The organism is Allobosea sp. CRIB-10 (assembly GCF_900112185.1).
Taxonomy (GTDB): domain Bacteria; phylum Pseudomonadota; class Alphaproteobacteria; order Rhizobiales; family Beijerinckiaceae; genus Allobosea.
In genome coordinates this window covers 139,782-156,763 of the sequence record NZ_FOKP01000007.1, presented here as the reverse complement: position 1 = coordinate 156,763, position 16,982 = coordinate 139,782, and the positions used below count along the sequence as shown (strand labels likewise).

The following is a 16,982-nucleotide window of genomic DNA, read 5'->3' as shown; positions in this document are numbered from 1 at the left end:
CAGATGGACTCCCCGCAGACCGCAGCTCAAGCTGAAACTTGACCGTCGTCTTGTTCGTCATCCCCTCAGGAGTTGGTGCCTCCAACAAGTTCGGAGTGGTTCAGACCCGCGTCAGCGAGCGCGACATGCCCCGGCTCGGCTGGCACCGCCATGCCACCGCGATGGCGCGCAAATCCTCAGCCCATTCAGGACGATCTTCAGCCCGATAGAGCCCGATCTCGTAGATGCGGCGACCATAACCGCCGGATGTCAAGCCTGCACGTGCTCTGAAGAGCGTGGCATCAGGCCCAAACGCGTCAGATCGACATAGCCCCCAGGGACAGGCTCATTCCGAATACGAAGCCACGCCGCAAAGCCTCCATTCCGGGCCTACTCAGACTGGCGCGGGCTGCGATCAAGCCCCCCGATCCGGAACACTCTCCCCGTTCCCGCCTCGCGGTAGAGGTCGACCCGCTCGCCGTTCCAGTGATAGTCGAGATGCCGGCCCTGCATGGCATTGCTTGCGAGGTCCGGCCAGAACAGCCCGGCGCAGTCCTCGCCCCTGCGGCGAACGCTCGGATAGACGACACCCTCCGACTTCGCGGCGCGCAGCCTCACTCCCAACGCCTGGCTCTCGGCATAGTCGTCCGGTTGCAACAGCGCGCTCTCCCCGGCCCGCTCGCCGCGCAGATCATGCAGGGCTACATCGATCGACAGGACGAGCTCCCGGAACTGCGACGTCCAGCCGGGCGGCTCCCTGGTGCGCGCCATGAAGCGGCCATGGTGGTGGATCGTCTCGAACAATGCCGTCTCGAAGCTCTCGGCGACATAGAGCACGCCGAAGGAACCGTCGCTGAAGCGGCTCGGCCGGTCGCGGCTGACATGGGTGAACGGCGCCATCAGCCAGCTCGCGCCGGGGCCGGAGACGCGGCGGGACGGCGGCACCAGATCGAGATTGCCGATCGTCTCCATCAGGCGCGGATTGGTCTTCATCTCCGCCAGGATCAGCAGGGGCCAATCGGCCGGATCGGCAATGTCCTCGAACAGGTCGATCGGCGGGAAGGCGCTGCGGATGATGCGGACCGCGCCGGGCCATGCGACCTGCGCGACCGGAAAATCCCCGGCGCTCACCAGAGCCCGCGCTCCGCGTCGAGATAGCGCCGCACCCGCATCAGATCGGTGAGCTCGCCGCCGAGCATGACCTCCAGTGCCGATTTGCCGCCGAAGGCCTCGTTGCCCACCTTGATCCAGGCATAGCCGCGCTGCGGCTCGCGGAAGATCAGGCGCAGCGCCTTGTGGATGCCCATCAGGTTGGAGAGGCGCGCTTTGGCGTCGCGGTCGATGCGGCCGATCTCACCCGCCTTCCAGCGCCGATAGCTGCGCACCGGCTGATCGAGCAGCACAGCGGCTTCCTCATCGGTCAACCCCCAGAGACGGAACAGGTTCACGGCCGCTCGGAACATCGCGGCGGCCTCCGCTTCGGTGATCGCAGCGGGCGAGAAGGCGTCCGGGGCAGTCGGAACCGGCGAGAGCTGGCTCATGGGGCGATCTCCATATGGCAGAAGATAGGTAAAATGCTGCCAAATGGCAAGGCTATTCTACGCCTATCCCTCCTCGTCATTCCGGCTGCAGCGAAGCGGAACGCCGGAATCCATCGTAGGGAACTGCGCTCTACGATGGATTCCGGAACTGCGCGCCTTCGACGCTTGTCCGGAATGACGGAGGTTAGGGATTCGCTGGAGCGTGGAACGCCTCACGCGTCGCGGCCGTCGACCTCGAGCTTGAGCGATTCGACCGCGTCCTTGACCGCTTCGAGCTGCGGATAGACCGCGAGCGCCTGCCGATAGGCGACCATGGCGCGCTTGTCGTCGCCTTGCTGGCGCAGGATCGTGCCGAGCCCCATCATTGCGCCGTAATGGCGGGGCTCGCGCTTCAGCGTCTCGGCGATATCAAGCAGAGAGCGAATCGGATCGCCCTGCAGGAACAGCGCATTCGCCCGTTGATTCCAGCCTTCCGCCCAATCGGGCTCGAGGGTGATGACACGGTCGAGCAGCTCGATCGCCAGCGGCAATTCGCGTGCCTTCAGAGCGTCCTGCGCGCGGGTCATCAGCAGGTCGGCCGTGTCGGAGCCCGATCGGGCCCAGCGCCTTTGGATCAGATTGGCGATGCCTTTCGCCTCTTCGGCGGTCTTTGCTGCCGCGAGGCGCTCGAACAGGCGGTCGAGGGTTGCGGCCGGGCTGCGCGGCGGCGGCGCTTCCGGCAGGTTCGGCTTGTCGTCGCGGTCGGCGTTCGGCACGGCGCCGTCACGCAGCGGCGCCTGCTGCGCAATCGCGCCTGGCGCAACCGCCAGGAGCAGCCCCGGAATCAGCGCGAGACGGGCAAGACGAGAGAGTCCCATGCCCTCAAAGTGGGCCCGACGAGGCCCGACGTCAATTCACGGCCCAGCGAGATCACCAGGAACGGAGACGAGTGCGCGCCAAAAAAGCGGGCCGCACGATGTGCAGCCCGCTTTCTCAATCTCGACAAGGCAGCCGGCGGCGCAGCCTGATAAGACCGCGCGAAACCTCAGCCCTGACGCGCCTTGAAGCGCTTCTGGACCTTGTTGATGATGTAGACGCGGCCCTTGCGGCGCACGAGCTGGTTGTCGCGATGGCGGGCGCGCAGCGACTTCAGCGAATTGCGGATCTTCATAGCCCGTACTCCCATCGGCCCGCCCTACGGCAGAACCGGTCAAAAAACTGAAGGCGACGCGAACCGGAACCCGGCTCTCATCGAGCAAACGACATGCGCGCCTGATGCGATGGCCGGCTGTATAAGGATTTTACGACGATTGGCAAGGCCCCGCGCGTTTTTCCGCCTGAAGATCGCATGCGTCATGCTCCCGTCGCAATCGCATGGCCGCCCTAGTATCCCGGCTGGCGCATGCCTAGATTGCGGCGACGGCAGACCTATCAGGGAGCATTCTCGATGTTCAACGCCAAGTCCCTCCTCGATGCCCTCGTCAATGCGGGCAGCCAGGCTGGCGCCCAGGGCGGCCAGGCCGGCGGGCTGGGCGGCGTGCTCGGCAATCTCGCCCAGCAGGTCCAGCAGGCCGGCGGCGCCGGCGGCCTTGGCGGCATGGCCGGCCAGATCTTCGGCCAGGCCAGCCAGGGCGTGCAGGATGCCGCCCGCAATACCGGCCTGCAGCAGGGCGCGACCGACATCGTCGGCCAGCTTTCCGGCGGCAAGACGCCTGAGCAATTGATCGAGCAGGCCAGGGGCATGCTCGGCGGCAATCAGCTCGCCGCCGGCGCCGTGCTCGGCGGCCTCGGCGCGCTGATCTTCGGCACCTCGGCCGGCCGCTCGCTGGCGGGCTCCGCTGCCAAGATCGGCGGCCTCGCCCTGATCGGCGGCCTCGCCTACAAGGCCTATCAGAACTATCAGGCCGGCAAGCCGCTGCTCGGCGCCGACCAGCAGCCTGCTCTGCCCGCTCCCGCCGGCTCCGGCTTCGAGCCGGAAGCGGCGAAGAACGAGCATGCGCTGCTCTTCATTCGCGCCATGATCGCGGCCTCCGCCTCCGACGGCCATATCGACGATGCCGAGCGCAACGCCATCATGGGCGGGCTGCGCGAGGCCGGCCTCGATGCCGAAGCCAATGAGTGGCTCAGCCGGGAGCTCGCGAACCCGGCGAGCGTCGATACGCTGGTCGAAGGCGCCGAGAGCCCCGAACTCGCCGCGCAGATCTATACGGCCGCCCGCATCGCCATCAATCCGGACACGCCGGCGGAGAAGGACTTCCTCGCCGGTCTCGCCGGCTCGCTCGGCCTCGATGCCGAGCTGGTCGCCAACATCGACGCCGCCGCCAGCGCCGCCAAGGCCTGACCGCTGACGCAGAGCTGGAGTGCGCCGGGCGTGGATTGACCGCCCGGCGCGCACGGCTGACGGATAGGGGATGCAACCATCATCCCCGCATTGGTCGGCGCGCCTGCCGTTCTATTATGGCTGGATCATCATCGGCATCGCCTTCGTCACCATGGCGATCGCGGTCAGCGCACGCACGGCCTTCTCGCTGCTGCTGCCGCCGCTGATCGACGAGTTCGGCTGGGATCGCGGCCTCGCTTCGGGCGCCTTCTCATTCGGCTTCCTGCTCTCGGCCGTGACCAGCACCTTCGTCGGCCGCATGATGGACCGGCACGGCCCGCGTGTCGTGATCGAGATCGGCGTGGCGATGCTGGCGGCGGGCCTGCTGATCGCGCCCGCCATCGGCGCCGCCTGGCATCTTTATCTGACGCTCGGCGTCCTCGTCGGCTGCGGCGCCAATCTGATGAGTTTCTCGGCGCAGTCGCTGTTCCTGCCGAACTGGTTCGTGCGCCGCCGCGCCTTCGCGATCAGCATCGCCTTCTCCGGCGTCGGCGTCGGCGCGCTGCTGCTCCTGCCCTGGCTGCAATCGATCATCAGCCGTGACGGCTGGCGCGCCGCCTGCTGGATCATGGGCCTGCTCGTGCTCGTCCTGCTCGGCCCGCTCAACCTGCTGGTCCGCCGCAAGCCGCAGGATCTCGGCCTGCTGCCGGATGGCGAGACCGGCCCGCCCGGCGTCGTCGCCGCGCAGCGCAAGGCGGCCGTGGTCGATCCGGCCTGGGTCGCGATCGAATGGACGCTGGGACGAGCGCTGCGCACGGCGCGCCTGTGGTGGATCATGATCGGCTATTTCTGCGCGCTGATCGCCTGGTATGCCGTGCAGGTCCACCAGACCAAATATCTGATCGAGGTCGGTTTTTCCCCGCTCACCGCCGCCTGGGCGCTGGGGCTGGTCAGCGCCGTGGCCATCCCCGGCCAGATCGCTCTCGGCGCCCTGTCCGATCGTATCGGCCGCGAATGGATCTGGATGATCGGCTGCCTCGGCTTCGCCATCTGTTATGCCGCGCTGATCGCGCTGGAGCACACCCCGTCGCCCCTGCTGCTCTATGTGATGGTGATCACGCAGGGCTTCCTGGGCTACGCGATCACCTCGGTGATGGGCCCAATCGTCTTCGAGATTTTCGAGGGACCGCATTTCGGCGCGATCTTCGGGACGGTCACGGTTGCGCTGCTCGGCGGCGGCGCGGCCGGCCCCTGGCTTGCCGGCACGATCCATGACGCCACCGGCAGCTATCGCCTCGCCTTCCTGCTGGTGATCGCCTGCTGCTTTATCTCGGCGGCAGCGATCTGGCTGGCGGCGCCGCGCAAGGTCCGGTTGGTGCCGGGGCGCGTCAGGGCGCCCGCTTGACGCCCTGATCGTCCTCGAACACCGGCCGGAAGAAGCTGCGCTCATAGCTAATGATGAAGCGATGCTTGTCGTTCTCGGCGACCACGGCAAGGCATTCGGCATCCTTGAACGAGGCCTCGCGATAGGCCTCGTAGTCCGCGAAGGACGGGAAGCTGAACATCGCCAGCGCGACGTTGGAGGTGCCTTCCGACGGCATGAAATAGCCGTGGTGCTTGCCGCCGAACTTCTCGACGAGCCGGATCCACGCCTTGCCATAAGCCTCGAAGGCCGGGAGTTGGTACGGGTCGACGATATAGCGCAGATGGCAGGTGATCATCATCGTCAGGCCGCCTTCGCACTCTTCAGGAACTCGCCCATCCGCCCCAGCGCGAGCTCGATGTTCTCCAGCGAATTGGCGTAGGAGAGGCGGATATAGCCCTCGCCATGCACGCCGAAATCCGGCCCACCGATCGTGGCGACGCCGGTCTCCTCCAGCAGCGCCGAGGCCAGCTTCTTCGCCTTCCAACCGGTCTGCGAGACGTTCGGGAAAGCGTAGAAGGCGCCCTTCGGCACGATGCAGGAGACGCCCGGCAGGCCATTGAGACCCGCCACCACCGCCTTCCGGCGCCGGTCGAACTCCGCCAGCATCATCGCGACCGCATCCTGCGGACCGGTCAGGGCGGCGAGGCCCGCCCATTGCGCGGGAGCGTTGACGCAGGAATGCGAGTTCACCGCGAGCTTGCGGGCATTGTCGTAGAGCGGCTTCGGCCAGACCGAGAAACCCATGCGCCAGCCGGTCATGGCATAGGTCTTCGACCAGCCATTGAGCAGGATCAGCCGGTCGCGGATCTCGGGATAGCTCAGCAGGCAGACATGCTTCTCGCCGTCATAGAGCATCTGGTCGTAAATCTCGTCCGACATCACGGCGACATCGGGGAACTGCGCCAGCCCGGCGACGAGCCTGTCGACCTCGGCCTTGGGGGTGACGCCGCCGGTCGGGTTCGCCGGCGAGTTGACGATCAGCAGCCTGGTCTTCGGCGTGATCAGCGCCAGCGTCTCCTCGGCCGAGAAGGCGAAGCCGTTCTCCTCGCGGATCGGCACCGGCACCGGCGTCGCGCCGGTGTACTCGATCATCGAGCGGTAGATCGGGAAGCCCGGATCGGGATAGAGGATCTCGGCGCCGGGCTCGCCGAACATCAGGATCGCCATGAACATGGTGACCTTGCCGCCCGGCACGATCATCACCTCCTCCGGCGAGACGTTCACGGCAAAGCGCTTGTGCAGATCGGCCGCGACCGCCTCGCGCAAGGGCAGAATGCCGTTGGCCGGCGTGTAGCCGTGATGGCCGTCGCGCAGCGCCTTCACCGCGGCTTCGACGATGTGCTCGGGCGTCGGGAAATCCGGCTGGCCGATGCCGAGATTGATGATGTCCTTGCCCTGGCGCTGCAATTCGGTCGCGCGGGCGAGCACGGCGAAGGCGTTCTCCTCACCGATCCGGCCGAAAGATGGGACGACGTGCAGCGTCATGGCGGTTTCCTCTTCGCTCGCGGCCGATCTTCCGTCGCCACGTATTCCAAACCTGTCTTGGCCGCAAAGCCGCCGGCCGCGCAAGCCCGTCTTCTGCGTTCCGGTCGCGACAGGGACGCATCTGGAACACTTGCAAACTGCGCTGTGGCGACTTCTTCTGGCAGCGGCGCCCTCCAAGCGATTGGCACGGCGCGCCAAGTCGTTGTATGCAGCATACAGCAACTGGGGCAAGTGTTCTTGCCACTTCGCTTCCGATCGGCATGCTCTGTCGATCAAATCGATTTAAAGATGATGCCGAAGCGGCACGAATGCCGCCTGGCTGCGAGAGGGAATGACGGGATGGCCAAGACGCCTGGGAAGAAGCCGGTCCGCAGGATCAAGCCGGAGCAGTTGCGCTCCAAGGCCTGGTTCGACAATCCCGCCAATGCCGACATGACCGCGCTCTATATCGAGCGCACCATGAATTTCGGCCTGTCGCGCGAGGAGTTGCAGTCCGGCCGCCCGATCATCGGCATCGCCCAGACCGGCTCCGACATCGCCCCCTGCAATCGCCATCACCTCGAATTAGCCTCCCGCGTCCGCGACGGCATCCGCGAGATGGGCGGCGTGCCCTTCGAATTCCCGATCCATCCGATCCAGGAAACCTGCAAGCGGCCGACCGCTTCGCTCGACCGCAACCTGCAATACCTCTCGCTGGTCGAAATCCTCTACGGCTACCCGATCGACGGCGTCGTGCTGACGACGGGCTGCGACAAGACCACCCCGGCGCAGATCATGGCTGCGGCGACGGTCGACATTCCGGCGATCGCCTTGCCGGGCGGACCGATGCTGAACGGCTCCTTCCGCGGCGAGCGCACCGGTTCGGGCACGATCGTCTGGAAGGCGCGCCAGATGATGGCCGCCGGCGAGATCGATTATCGCGGCTTCGTCGACCTGGTTGCGTCGTCCGCACCGTCCGCGGGCCACTGCAACACCATGGGCACGGCTTCGACCATGAACGCGCTCGCCGAGGCGATGGGCATGACCCTGCCCGGCGCCGCCGCGATCCCCGCGCCCTATCGCGACCGCTACGAGATGGCCTATCTCACCGGCCGCCGCATCGTCGAGATGGTCTGGGAGAACCTGATCCCCTCGAAGATCCTGACCCGCGAAGCCTTCGAGAACACCATCGTCATCAACTCGGCGATCGGCGGCTCGACCAATGCCCCGATCCACGTCAACGCCATCGCCAAGCATATCGGCGTCAAGCTCGACAACGAGGACTGGACCAAGATCGGCTACGACACGCCGCTGCTGGTCAACATGCAGCCGGCCGGCGAATATCTCGGCGAGGACTATTATCGCGCCGGCGGCCTGCCCGCCGTGATCGCCGAGCTGATCGCCAAGGGCAAGCTGAAGCCGGCGATCACCGCCAACGGCAAGACCCATATCGAGAACTGCGAAGGCGCCTTCTCGGGCGACCGCGAGGTCATCAAGGCCTATGACGAGCCGATGAAGAAGGAGGCCGGGTTCCTCAACCTCTCCGGCAACCTCTTCGACTCGGCGATCATGAAGACCTCGGTGATCACGCCGGAGTTCCGCAAGCGCTATCTCGAGAACCCGAAGGACCCGATGGCCTTCGAGGGCAAGGCCGTCGTCTTCGACGGGCCGGAGGACTATCACCACCGCATCGACGATCCCGCGCTCGCGATCGACGAGCACACGGTTCTCTTCATCCGTGGCGTCGGCCCGGTCGGATACCCCGGCGCGGCCGAGGTCGTCAACATGCGGCCGCCGGATTACCTGATCAAGAAGGGCGTCACCGCGCTCGCTTGCGTCGGCGACGGCCGCCAGTCCGGCACTTCGGGCTCGCCCTCGATCCTCAACGCCTCGCCGGAAGCGGCGACCGGCGGCGGCCTCGCGCTGCTCAAGACCGGCGACAAGGTCCGCATCGACCTGAAGAAGCGCACCGCCAACATCCTGATCTCGGACGAGGAGCTGGAGAAGCGCCGCGCCGAGCTGAAGGCGGCCGGCGGCTACAAGTACCCGAAGAGCCAGACGCCCTGGCAGGAGATCCAGCGCAAGATCGTCGACGAGCTCTCCGAGGGCATGGTCCTGAAGCCGGCGGTCAAGTACCAGAAGATCCACAAGAAGTTCGGCGTGCCGCGCGACAACCACTGACACCGCACAAGGCTGGCGGCGGAGCTCCTGCCGCCGGCCATTCCCGCGGTGCATCGCGCCTCGCCGGCAGATGCGTGGGAGCGGGGCTGACAAATCGGCTCAGGGACGACAGTATGACGCCCCTGAGCTCATCTGAAACGATTTAAAATGACTTACAGCCCGCAAGTCGACGCGTTTCGCAGACTCCATGAATCCGGCTGCTTCGTCATGCCGAACCCCTGGGACGAGGGCTCGGCCCGCTGGCTGCGCGGCCAGGGCTTCAAGGCCCTCGCTTCGACCAGCGCCGGCTTCGCCTTCACGAAAGCGCGCGCCGACCAGGACGTGCCGCGCGACATGATGCTGGCCCACCTCGCCGAGCTGGTGAAGGCGGTGCCGGATCTGCCGATCAATGCCGATTTCGAGAACGGCTATGCCGACACGCCCGATGGCGTCGCGGCCAACGTCAAGCTCTGCATCGCGACCGGCGTCGCCGGCCTCTCAATCGAGGACGCCACCGGCCGCGAGGACGAGCCGCTCTATCCCTTCGAGCTCGCCGTCGAGCGCGTCAAGGCGGCCCGTCGCGCCATCGACGAAACCGGTACCGGCGTCGTGCTGACCGCCCGCGCCGAATGCTTCCTCACCGGCCATCCCGACGCGCTGAACGAGTCGGTGCGCCGTATCACGGCCTATGCCGAGGCCGGCGCCGATGTGCTCTACGCCCCCGGCCCGAAGACTGTGGCCGACATCGGCGCCCTCGTCGCGGCCGCCGGCGGCAAGCCGGTCAACACGCTGGTCTATGGCGATGTCGGCCTCAGCGTCGCCGAGATCGCCGCCACCGGCACGCGCCGCATCTCGATCGGCGGAGCCCTGGCACGGGCCGCCTGGGCCGCCCTCATCGAGGCGACGCGCCTGATCGCGCAGGAGGGCAGCTTCAAGGGCTTCGCCGGCAACGGCGCCTCGGCCCCGCTCAACCCATTCTTCCGCGACGATCTCAAGGCGCGCTCGTGAGCGGGCAGCTTCTCATTGCCCCGGAATGGCTCGGCAGGAGCGGGCTCTGGCAGATCGACGCCAAGGGCAAGCGCAAACAGGTCGATGCCGACGACATCGGCCTGTCCGACGTGCTCGCCGACCGGCTGGAAAGCTGGATGGACACCTTCGACGCGATCTATGACGAGGCGAACGAGGCAGCCTCCGACTTCGCCAGCGACGCGGAGCGCGCTGCTTGGGAGGCGGAAGGCACGACGCTCGCCGCCGCCATCGCCGCCGAGCTCGGCCCGGACTGGCAGATCACCCACGACTTCACCGCCTGGCGCAGGACGATCAAGGCATGACGACATTGAACTGGACGCCTCGCCCCTTCCCGCCGGCGAAGGTGCTGCAGGGCCACTATAGCCGGCTGGAGCCGCTCGACCCGGCACGCCATCTCGACGACATCTGGCAGGCCATGGACGGCCATGAATCGGTCTGGGACTGGCTGCCCGCGACGCTTCCGCCGAGCCGCGAGGCCTATCGCGAACTGCTGACGTCGATGGCGGACAAGGCCGGCATCATCCCCTTCGCCGTGATCGACGAGGCCGACGGCAAGGCCAAGGGCCATCTCTGGATGATGGAGATCCGGCCCGAGCACGGCGTCTTTGAGGTCGGCTGGATCACTTATTCGCCGTCGATGCAGCGCACCCGTATGGCGACGGAAGCGGTCTATCTCGTCGGCGAATACGGCTTCTCGCTCGGCTATCGCCGCTATGAATGGAAGTGCAACAACCGCAACGAACCTTCCAAACGCGCCGCGCAGCGCTTCGGCTTCCAGTATGAAGGCCTTTTCCGCCAGCATCAGGTGGTGAAGGGCGAAAACCGCGACACCGCCTGGTTCTCGATCCTCGACGGCGAATGGCCCAAGGTGGGCCAGGGCTTCAGCAACTGGCTCGCGCCGGAGAACTTCGACGCTCAGGGCCAGCAGAAGAGTTCGCTGACCGATTGCATGAAGACGGCCGGAGCCGCCTGAGATGGCCCTTCGTCGCGCAACGACAGAGGACGTTCCGGCAATCGTCGCGCTGACGCAGGCCGCCTATCTGCCGAATGAGAGCATCATCGGCGTGCCCTCGCTGCCGCGCATCGCCGATTATCGGCAGGTGCTGGCGGAGCACGAAATCTGGCTCGCCGAGAGCGAGGGGACGCTGGACGGTGTCCTCGTGCTCGAGGACGAACCGGCGAAGTTCACGCTCTGGAGCATCGCCGTCTCGCCGGCCGCCACCGGCAGGAAGATCGGTTCGCAACTGATGGATTTCACCGAGGAGCGAGCCAAGGCGCTCGGCCATGACGCTGTCCACCTCTACACCCACGAGAAGCTCGCCGACCGTATCGGCTGGTACGAGCGTCTCGGCTACCAGACCACCCATTTCGAGGATCTGTCTGATCGCCGGCTGATCCATATGCGAAAAAGCCTTCGATAACCGGGAAACCAAGGGAAGAAACGACATGGCAGGACGTTTGAAGGGTAAGGTCGCGGTCGTCACCGCTGCCGGCCAGGGCATCGGGCGCGCCATCGCCGAGGCCTTCGTGGCCGAGGGTGCGACTGTCTGGGCCACCGACAAGGACGTCGCCTTGCTAGACGGCATCCCGAAGGCGAAGAAGCGCAAGCTCGACGTGCTCTCGACCAAGGCGGTCGGGGCCTTCGCCGAAAAGGTCGGCACCATCGACATCCTCGTCAACGCCGCCGGCTTCGTCCATCACGGCACCGTGCTCGACTGCGACGACAAGGCCTGGGAGTTCTCCTTCGACCTCAACGTCAAGTCGATGCACCGCACGATCAAGGCCTTCGTTCCCGGCATGCTCGCCGCCGGCAAGGGCTCGATCGTCAATATCGCTTCGGGCGCCGGCTCAGTGCGCGGCATCCCGAACCGCTATGTCTATGGCGCGACCAAGGCGGCGGTGATCGGCCTGACTAAGGCGGTCGCAGCCGACTTCATCAAGAAGGGCGTTCGCGCCAACGCGATCTGCCCTGGTACGATTCAGTCGCCCTCGCTCGACCAGCGCATCGTCGACCTTGCCAAGGTGACCAAGACGACTGAAGCAGCCGCCCGTCAGGCCTTCATCGATCGCCAGCCCATGGGCCGGCTCGGCACCGCCGAGGAGATCGCCTGGCTCGCCGTGTATCTCGCCTCCGATGAATCCAGCTATACCACCGGCCAGATCCACCTCGCCGATGGCGGCTTCGCGCTCTGATCAGCGCAGGAGAAGCGCCATGCACGTCCTGATCAGCGGCGCCGCCGGCATGATCGGCCAGAGGCTCGCCGCGCGCATCGCCCGCGAGGGCGCCTGTGCCGGCACGCCGCTGACCCGGCTAACGCTGACCGACGTCGTGACGCCGCCGCGCCCGGCCGGCTTCGACGGTCCGATCGTGGCCCGCACCGAGGATTCGAGTTCGGCGGCCGTTGCCGCCGAGTTGGCCGCGCTGCGCCCCGACATCATCTTCCACCTCGCCGCGATCATCTCTGGCGAGGCGGAGCGCGATTTCGACAAGGGCTACCGCATCAATCTCGACGGCATGCGCAATCTGCTGGAGGCGATCCGTCAGGAGAGCGCGAAGAGCGGCCAGTATGTGCCCACGCTCGTCTTCTCCTCCTCGAGCGGCATCTTCGGCGCGCCCTTCCCGCCGGCGATCTCGGACGAATTCCACGTCACGCCCCTGACCAGCTACGGCACCCAGAAGGCGATCGGCGAACTGCTGCTCGCCGACTATTCGCGCCGGGGTTTCGTCGACGGCGTCGGCATTCGCTTCCCCTCGATCGTGATCCGCCCGGGCAAGCCCAACGCCTCGGCCGGAGGCTTCTTCTCCGGCATCATCCGCGAGCCGCTGCAGGGCCAGGAGGCGCTGCTGCCGGTGGACGACAGCGTCATCTTCACCCATGCCTCGCCACGCTCGGCCGTCGGCTTCCTGCTGCATGGCGCCTCGCTGACGCGCGAGCAACTCGGCCAGCGCATCAATCTCAGCATGCCGGGCGTCTGCGTCACCGTCGGCGAGCAGATCGAGGCGCTGCGCCGCATCGCCGGCGACAGGGCGGTGAAGCTGATCCGGCGCGCGCCTGACAAGGCGGCCGCCGAGATCGTCAAGGGCTGGCCGACACGCTTCGACGCGAAGCGAGCGCTGTCGCTCGGCTTCCGGGCCGAGCAGGATTTCGACGAGATCATCCGCGTCCATATCGAGGACGATCTCGGCGGCCGCCTACCTAACTGAACGCAACAGCATAGATCGGACAAACGCATGCATATCCTCGTTATCGGCGGCGCCGGCATGGTCGGCCGCAAGTTCATCGAGCGACTGGCGCGCGACGGCGGCCTCGGCGGCAAGGCGATCGACAAGGTGACGGCGCAGGACGTCTTCCCGGCCCAGGCGCCGGCGAACGCCCCCTTCGCTTTCGAATCCCTGACCTCGGACCTGTCGCTGCCGGGCGAGGCCGAGAAGCTGATCGCTTCGCGCCCTGAGCTGATCGTCCATCTCGCCGCCATCGTCTCCGGCGAGGCTGAGGCCGATTTCGACAAGGGCTACCGCATCAATCTCGACGGCACGCGCTATCTCTTCGACGCAATCCGCCTCACCGGCGACGGCTATAAGCCGCGCGTGATCTTCACCTCCTCGATCGCCGTCTTCGGCGCGCCCTTCCATGACAAGATCGAGGACGAGTTCTTCACCACGCCGCTGACCAGCTACGGCACGCAGAAGGCGATCGGCGAGCTCCTGCTCAGCGACTACTCCCGCCGCGGCTTCTTCGACGGCGTCGGCATCCGCCTGCCGACGATCTGCGTCCGCCCGGGCGCGCCGAACAAGGCCGCCTCCGGCTTCTTCTCCAACATCATCCGCGAGCCGCTCAACGGCCAGGACGCGGTGCTGCCGGTCTCCGACCAGGTCCGCCACTGGCATGCCTCGCCGCGCTCGGCCGTCGGCTTCCTCGTCCATGCCGCAACGATGGACACGAACGCGATCGGCCCGCGCCGGGCGCTGACGATGCCGGGCTATTCCGCCACCGTCGCCGAGCAGATCGAGGCACTGCGCAAGGTCGCCGGCGAGAATGTGGTCAAGCGCATCAAGCGCGTGCCCGATCCGGTGATCGACGCCATCGTCGCCGGTTGGCCGCGCAATTTCGACGCCAAGCGCGCGCCCGCCCTCGGCTTCAAGGCGGAGTCGAGCTTCGAAGAGATCATCCGCGCCCATATCGACGACGAGCTCGGCGGCACCTTCGTCGCGTAAGGACCTGACTCCACCGTCATGCTCGCCCTTGTGGCGAGCATCCACGTCTTGGACACCGCACTCGTCGAAGACGTGGATGGTCGGGACAAGCCCGACCATGACGAAAAATACTCGCGATTGGAAAGCTGCTGGCCCTAAGGCAGCTTCTTCAGCATCAATGGCGCGCCGACCGCCGGGTCCTTGCGCCACTGCCCGCCTTCGAAGACCAGCTCGACTTTATGGCCCTTGCGGGCGATCAGTTCGAGCCGGCCTGCCTCATAGCGCCAGGCGACCGGCGAGAAGATCGTCAGGCCGGTATCGGGGCAGAGCCCGTCGAAGCTGGTCGTGAAGGCTCCCGCATTCGCGGAGGGCGAGGTCGAGAGCACGAGCTTGCAGACGTCGCGGCCGACCTGTCTCATCACCGCATAGCGCCCGGGCACCGTTGCCGAAGCGGGCGCGCTGGCGGGATCCACTGCCGTCGGGCGAGCGGCGGCCGTTGCCGCGAGTTCCGCCCGGCCAGGCGCCGGGCGCTGCTGCGCTCGGACATAACCCGTTGGATCGAGCCCGTAGTCAGCGCCATCGCTGCCTCTACCACGCCGCCCCGGATCGGCCTTCTCGCTGAAGACGATCACCGCCTTGCCATGGCCGTCGAGCAGCCTCGGCGTGCCATCGGACACATCCCAGGCGACGACCCCGGTGAGGATCGGCAAGGCCCGCCGGCATGTCGCCGGGAACCTGACCTGCCGCCCCTGCCCCGCCGCCTCGGCGCCGAAGGTCACCGTGCACTCGCGCGCCGAGCCGAGCTTCTCGAGGTCCCAGGCGCCGATGAAGGGCTTCAGCGCTTCAGGGGCCTTCTCGGCACCGCGCGGCAGCGCCGCCGTCTGGGCTCCGGCCGGCGAGTCGATGAGCAGCACCAGAGCGGCGATTGCCGCCCCGCGCCGCAGTCCAGTCGTGATCAGGCTTTTGTCCATGGCGTCTCGGCAACCGGTGTGAGCGGACCCTTGCCATCGAACCATGAAACCAGATTGTCGACCAGAAGCTGGCCCATCTGTTCGCGCGTATGCACGGATGCCGAACCGACATGCGGCAGCAGGACAATATGGTCCATGGCGATCAGCTCGGCCGGCACGCGCGGCTCGTCCTCGAACACGTCGAGGCCGGCGGAGAGGATCGTCTTGCTCTGCAGCGCCTCGATCAGCGCCTGCTCGTCGATCACCGTGCCGCGGCCGACATTGACGACGATGCCGTTCGGCCCGAGCGCCTTCAGCACCTCGGCATTGATGATGTGATAGGTCGAGTCGCCGCCCGGCGCGACCGAGACCAGCGTGTCGACATCCCCGGCCATCTCGACCAGCGAGGGATAATAGCGATAGGCGACATCGGCCTGGCGCGAGCGGCCGTGATAGGCGATCGGCACGTCGAAGGCTTCGAGCCGGCGCGCCACAGCCTTGCCGATCCGGCCGAGGCCGACGATGCCGATCTTGCGCTTGCGCAGCGAGGTGGTGAGCGGATAGGCGCCCTGCAGCCACTTGCCGGCGCGCAAATAGCGGTCGACCTGCGGCAGCTGACGCACGGTCGAGAGCAAGAGGCCGATGGCGAGGTCGGCGACCTCGTCGGTCAGCACATCCGGCGTATTGGTGACGATGATCCCGCGCTTGCCGGCGGCCTTGGCGTCGACATTGTCGTAGCCGACGCCGAAATTCGAGACGACTTCGAGCTTGGGCAGCGCGTCGAAAAGCGCGTCGTCGATACGCACATGCGCGCCGCCGCCGGCGACGCCGCGCACCCGGTCCTTAACGGCTGCCAGAGCCGCCGCGCGGTCCTGCTCCTTCCAGAGTTCGTGCACGGTGAAGCGCGCCTTCAACTGATCGGCGGCATAGGCCATCAGCGGCCCGGTCATGACGATCTCGATCTTGTTCTGTGCGGTCATGGTCCTGCTTTCCTGGAACGCTGCATCGCTTGATTTCAAATTCTTAAAACGATTAAATCAATCTAGCCGCCCGAACGCGCCCAGGGAATTCCCAGCGAGCGCAAGCAGGGGCTGCACGGAACCGGGTATGGCATTCCGGCTCGGCTGTCGATTCAGCTCGAAATAGTATGATTTAATCATGCGTTTCTCGCCGCCTCCGGCTGTGTCCGTCCGGCCAGCAGACGCAAAGTGCTGTTCAGGCTGTCGATCACCAGGCCGCTCATCCGCGCCGCGGCGAGGTCGCCGTCGCGCCGCACGATCGCCTCCAGCACCCGCTCGTGATCGATCAGAGACGCCGTGAAGAAGAACTGGTCGTCCGGCGCCTTCAGGAACAGCGACCACTGGATCGTCGCGCTGACGGCCGGCGCCAGGCATTGCAGCGGCGGATTGCGGGTGGCGGCGAAGATCGCCTCGTGGAAGGCGAGATCGGCGCTGACCGTCGGCTCGGCATAGGGCGGGTTCTCGACCATGCCGCGAAAGGCCGCCTCGATCCGCTCGAGATCGGCATCGCTCCGCCGCTGCGCAGCCAGCCGCGCCGCGCTCGGCTCGACGAAAAGCCTGAGCTCGAACAGGTCGCGGATGAATTTTTCGTTGGGATCGGCTTCGAAATGCCAGGCGAGCACGTCCGGATCGAGCAGGTTCCAGGCCTCTCGCGGCGCCACCCGCGTGCCGCTCTTCGGCCTGGCCTCGACCAGCCCCTTGCCGCTCAGAAACTTCACCGCCTCGCGGTAGGCGGTGCGCGAAACCGAGATCTCGTCCTTCAGATCGTCCTCGTTCGGCAGCAGCGCGCCGGTCGGCGAGGTGCCGGTGATGATCGCGACTGCGAGCCGGTGCGCCACCTGGCCGAACAGCCGGTCGGGGTTGAGCCTCGTCACGCGTGCATGGACATGGAGCTGCATCGGACCGCGCTTTTTCCTCCG

General features: G+C 66.6%; 19 protein-coding genes. 10 read left to right on the top strand and 9 right to left on the bottom strand.

Annotated elements, in window-relative coordinates:
- Positions 1 to 369 precede the first annotated feature (369 nt).
- The 4 genes from BMZ69_RS11900 to ykgO form a co-directional block, all read right to left on the bottom strand.
- Positions 370 to 1,110, bottom strand: coding sequence for an RES family NAD+ phosphorylase (locus tag BMZ69_RS11900; protein WP_092156845.1), 741 nt, complete (start codon positions 1,108 to 1,110; stop codon positions 370 to 372).
- Positions 1,107 to 1,520, bottom strand: coding sequence for an MbcA/ParS/Xre antitoxin family protein (locus tag BMZ69_RS11895; RefSeq protein WP_092156844.1), 414 nt, complete (start codon positions 1,518 to 1,520; stop codon positions 1,107 to 1,109). Before BMZ69_RS11895 ends, BMZ69_RS11900 begins: the two co-directional genes overlap by 4 nt.
- 212 nt (positions 1,521 to 1,732) lie before the next feature.
- Positions 1,733 to 2,377, bottom strand: a complete 645-nt coding sequence (locus BMZ69_RS11890) for a tetratricopeptide repeat protein (RefSeq protein WP_092156843.1) — start codon at positions 2,375 to 2,377, stop codon at positions 1,733 to 1,735.
- A 167-nt stretch (positions 2,378 to 2,544) separates the two neighbouring features.
- Entirely contained in the window at positions 2,545 to 2,670 is a 126-nt protein-coding gene (gene ykgO / locus BMZ69_RS11885; RefSeq protein WP_038363015.1) for a type B 50S ribosomal protein L36, read from the bottom strand.
- Positions 2,671 to 2,946: 276 nt separating this feature from the next.
- Here ykgO and BMZ69_RS11880 point away from each other — a divergent pair, with 276 nt between their 5' ends.
- Positions 2,947 to 3,840 carry a tellurite resistance TerB family protein gene (locus BMZ69_RS11880; protein ID WP_092156842.1) on the top strand — a complete coding sequence of 298 codons (894 nt, stop codon included), beginning with the start codon at positions 2,947 to 2,949 and terminating at the stop codon, positions 3,838 to 3,840.
- Positions 3,841 to 3,910: 70 nt separating this feature from the next.
- Complete coding sequence (locus BMZ69_RS11875; RefSeq protein WP_092156841.1) at positions 3,911 to 5,224, top strand: MFS transporter; 1,314 nt, start codon at positions 3,911 to 3,913, stop codon at positions 5,222 to 5,224.
- Here the strand turns inward: BMZ69_RS11875 and BMZ69_RS11870 are convergent.
- Together BMZ69_RS11870 and BMZ69_RS11865 are read right to left on the bottom strand one after the other, a co-directional pair.
- Positions 5,208 to 5,540 (bottom strand): NIPSNAP family protein, encoded by a 333-nt coding sequence (locus BMZ69_RS11870; RefSeq protein ID WP_092156915.1) that lies wholly within the window; start codon positions 5,538 to 5,540, stop codon positions 5,208 to 5,210. The genes BMZ69_RS11875 and BMZ69_RS11870 overlap by 17 nt on opposite strands.
- Positions 5,541 to 5,545: 5 nt before the next feature.
- Positions 5,546 to 6,730, bottom strand: a complete 1,185-nt coding sequence (locus tag BMZ69_RS11865; RefSeq protein WP_092156840.1) for a pyridoxal phosphate-dependent aminotransferase — start codon at positions 6,728 to 6,730, stop codon at positions 5,546 to 5,548.
- Positions 6,731 to 7,069: 339 nt separating this feature from the next.
- On the opposite strand from BMZ69_RS11865, the gene BMZ69_RS11860 reads away from it, so the two are divergent.
- The 8 genes from BMZ69_RS11860 (at position 7,070) to denD (BMZ69_RS11825) (ending at position 14,114) form a co-directional block, all read left to right on the top strand.
- Positions 7,070 to 8,890: an IlvD/Edd family dehydratase gene (locus BMZ69_RS11860; RefSeq protein ID WP_092156839.1), complete on the top strand. Its 1,821-nt coding sequence runs from the start codon at positions 7,070 to 7,072 to the stop codon at positions 8,888 to 8,890.
- A 147-nt stretch (positions 8,891 to 9,037) separates the two neighbouring features.
- The gene (locus BMZ69_RS11855; RefSeq protein ID WP_092156838.1) at positions 9,038 to 9,877 is read left to right on the top strand and encodes an isocitrate lyase/PEP mutase family protein; all 840 of its coding nucleotides are present in this window, start codon (positions 9,038 to 9,040) and stop codon (positions 9,875 to 9,877) included.
- Positions 9,874 to 10,200 (top strand): hypothetical protein, encoded by a 327-nt coding sequence (locus tag BMZ69_RS11850; RefSeq protein ID WP_092156837.1) that lies wholly within the window; start codon positions 9,874 to 9,876, stop codon positions 10,198 to 10,200. Before BMZ69_RS11855 ends, BMZ69_RS11850 begins: the two co-directional genes overlap by 4 nt.
- On the top strand, positions 10,197 to 10,871 hold the full coding sequence (locus BMZ69_RS11845) for a GNAT family N-acetyltransferase (RefSeq protein ID WP_092156836.1): 675 nt from the start codon (positions 10,197 to 10,199) through the stop codon (positions 10,869 to 10,871). The genes BMZ69_RS11850 and BMZ69_RS11845 overlap by 4 nt, the downstream gene beginning before the upstream one ends.
- Position 10,872: 1 nt before the next feature.
- Positions 10,873 to 11,319 carry a GNAT family N-acetyltransferase gene (locus BMZ69_RS11840; protein ID WP_092156835.1) on the top strand — a complete coding sequence of 149 codons (447 nt, stop codon included), beginning with the start codon at positions 10,873 to 10,875 and terminating at the stop codon, positions 11,317 to 11,319.
- A 25-nt stretch (positions 11,320 to 11,344) separates the two neighbouring features.
- Entirely contained in the window at positions 11,345 to 12,091 is a 747-nt protein-coding gene (locus BMZ69_RS11835) for an SDR family oxidoreductase (protein WP_092156834.1), read from the top strand.
- 19 nt (positions 12,092 to 12,110) lie between these two features.
- Positions 12,111 to 13,103 carry a D-erythronate dehydrogenase gene (gene denD / locus BMZ69_RS11830; protein ID WP_092156833.1) on the top strand — a complete coding sequence of 331 codons (993 nt, stop codon included), beginning with the start codon at positions 12,111 to 12,113 and terminating at the stop codon, positions 13,101 to 13,103.
- 27 nt (positions 13,104 to 13,130) lie between these two features.
- Positions 13,131 to 14,114: a D-erythronate dehydrogenase gene (gene denD, locus BMZ69_RS11825; RefSeq protein ID WP_092156832.1), complete on the top strand. Its 984-nt coding sequence runs from the start codon at positions 13,131 to 13,133 to the stop codon at positions 14,112 to 14,114.
- Between the two features lie 134 nt (positions 14,115 to 14,248).
- Here denD (BMZ69_RS11825) and BMZ69_RS11820 read toward each other — a convergent pair whose 3' ends face one another.
- From BMZ69_RS11820 to BMZ69_RS11810, 3 genes are all read right to left on the bottom strand, one after another.
- Positions 14,249 to 15,064, bottom strand: a complete 816-nt coding sequence (locus tag BMZ69_RS11820; protein WP_175506771.1) for an AprI/Inh family metalloprotease inhibitor — start codon at positions 15,062 to 15,064, stop codon at positions 14,249 to 14,251.
- A complete protein-coding gene (locus tag BMZ69_RS11815) occupies positions 15,049 to 16,023 on the bottom strand; it encodes a 2-hydroxyacid dehydrogenase (RefSeq protein WP_244543326.1) in 975 nt (324 codons plus the stop codon). The genes BMZ69_RS11820 and BMZ69_RS11815 overlap by 16 nt, the downstream gene beginning before the upstream one ends.
- A gap of 176 nt (positions 16,024 to 16,199) precedes the next feature.
- The gene (locus BMZ69_RS11810) at positions 16,200 to 16,961 is read right to left on the bottom strand and encodes a FadR/GntR family transcriptional regulator (protein ID WP_092156830.1); all 762 of its coding nucleotides are present in this window, start codon (positions 16,959 to 16,961) and stop codon (positions 16,200 to 16,202) included.
- Positions 16,962 to 16,982: the final 21 nt, after the last annotated feature.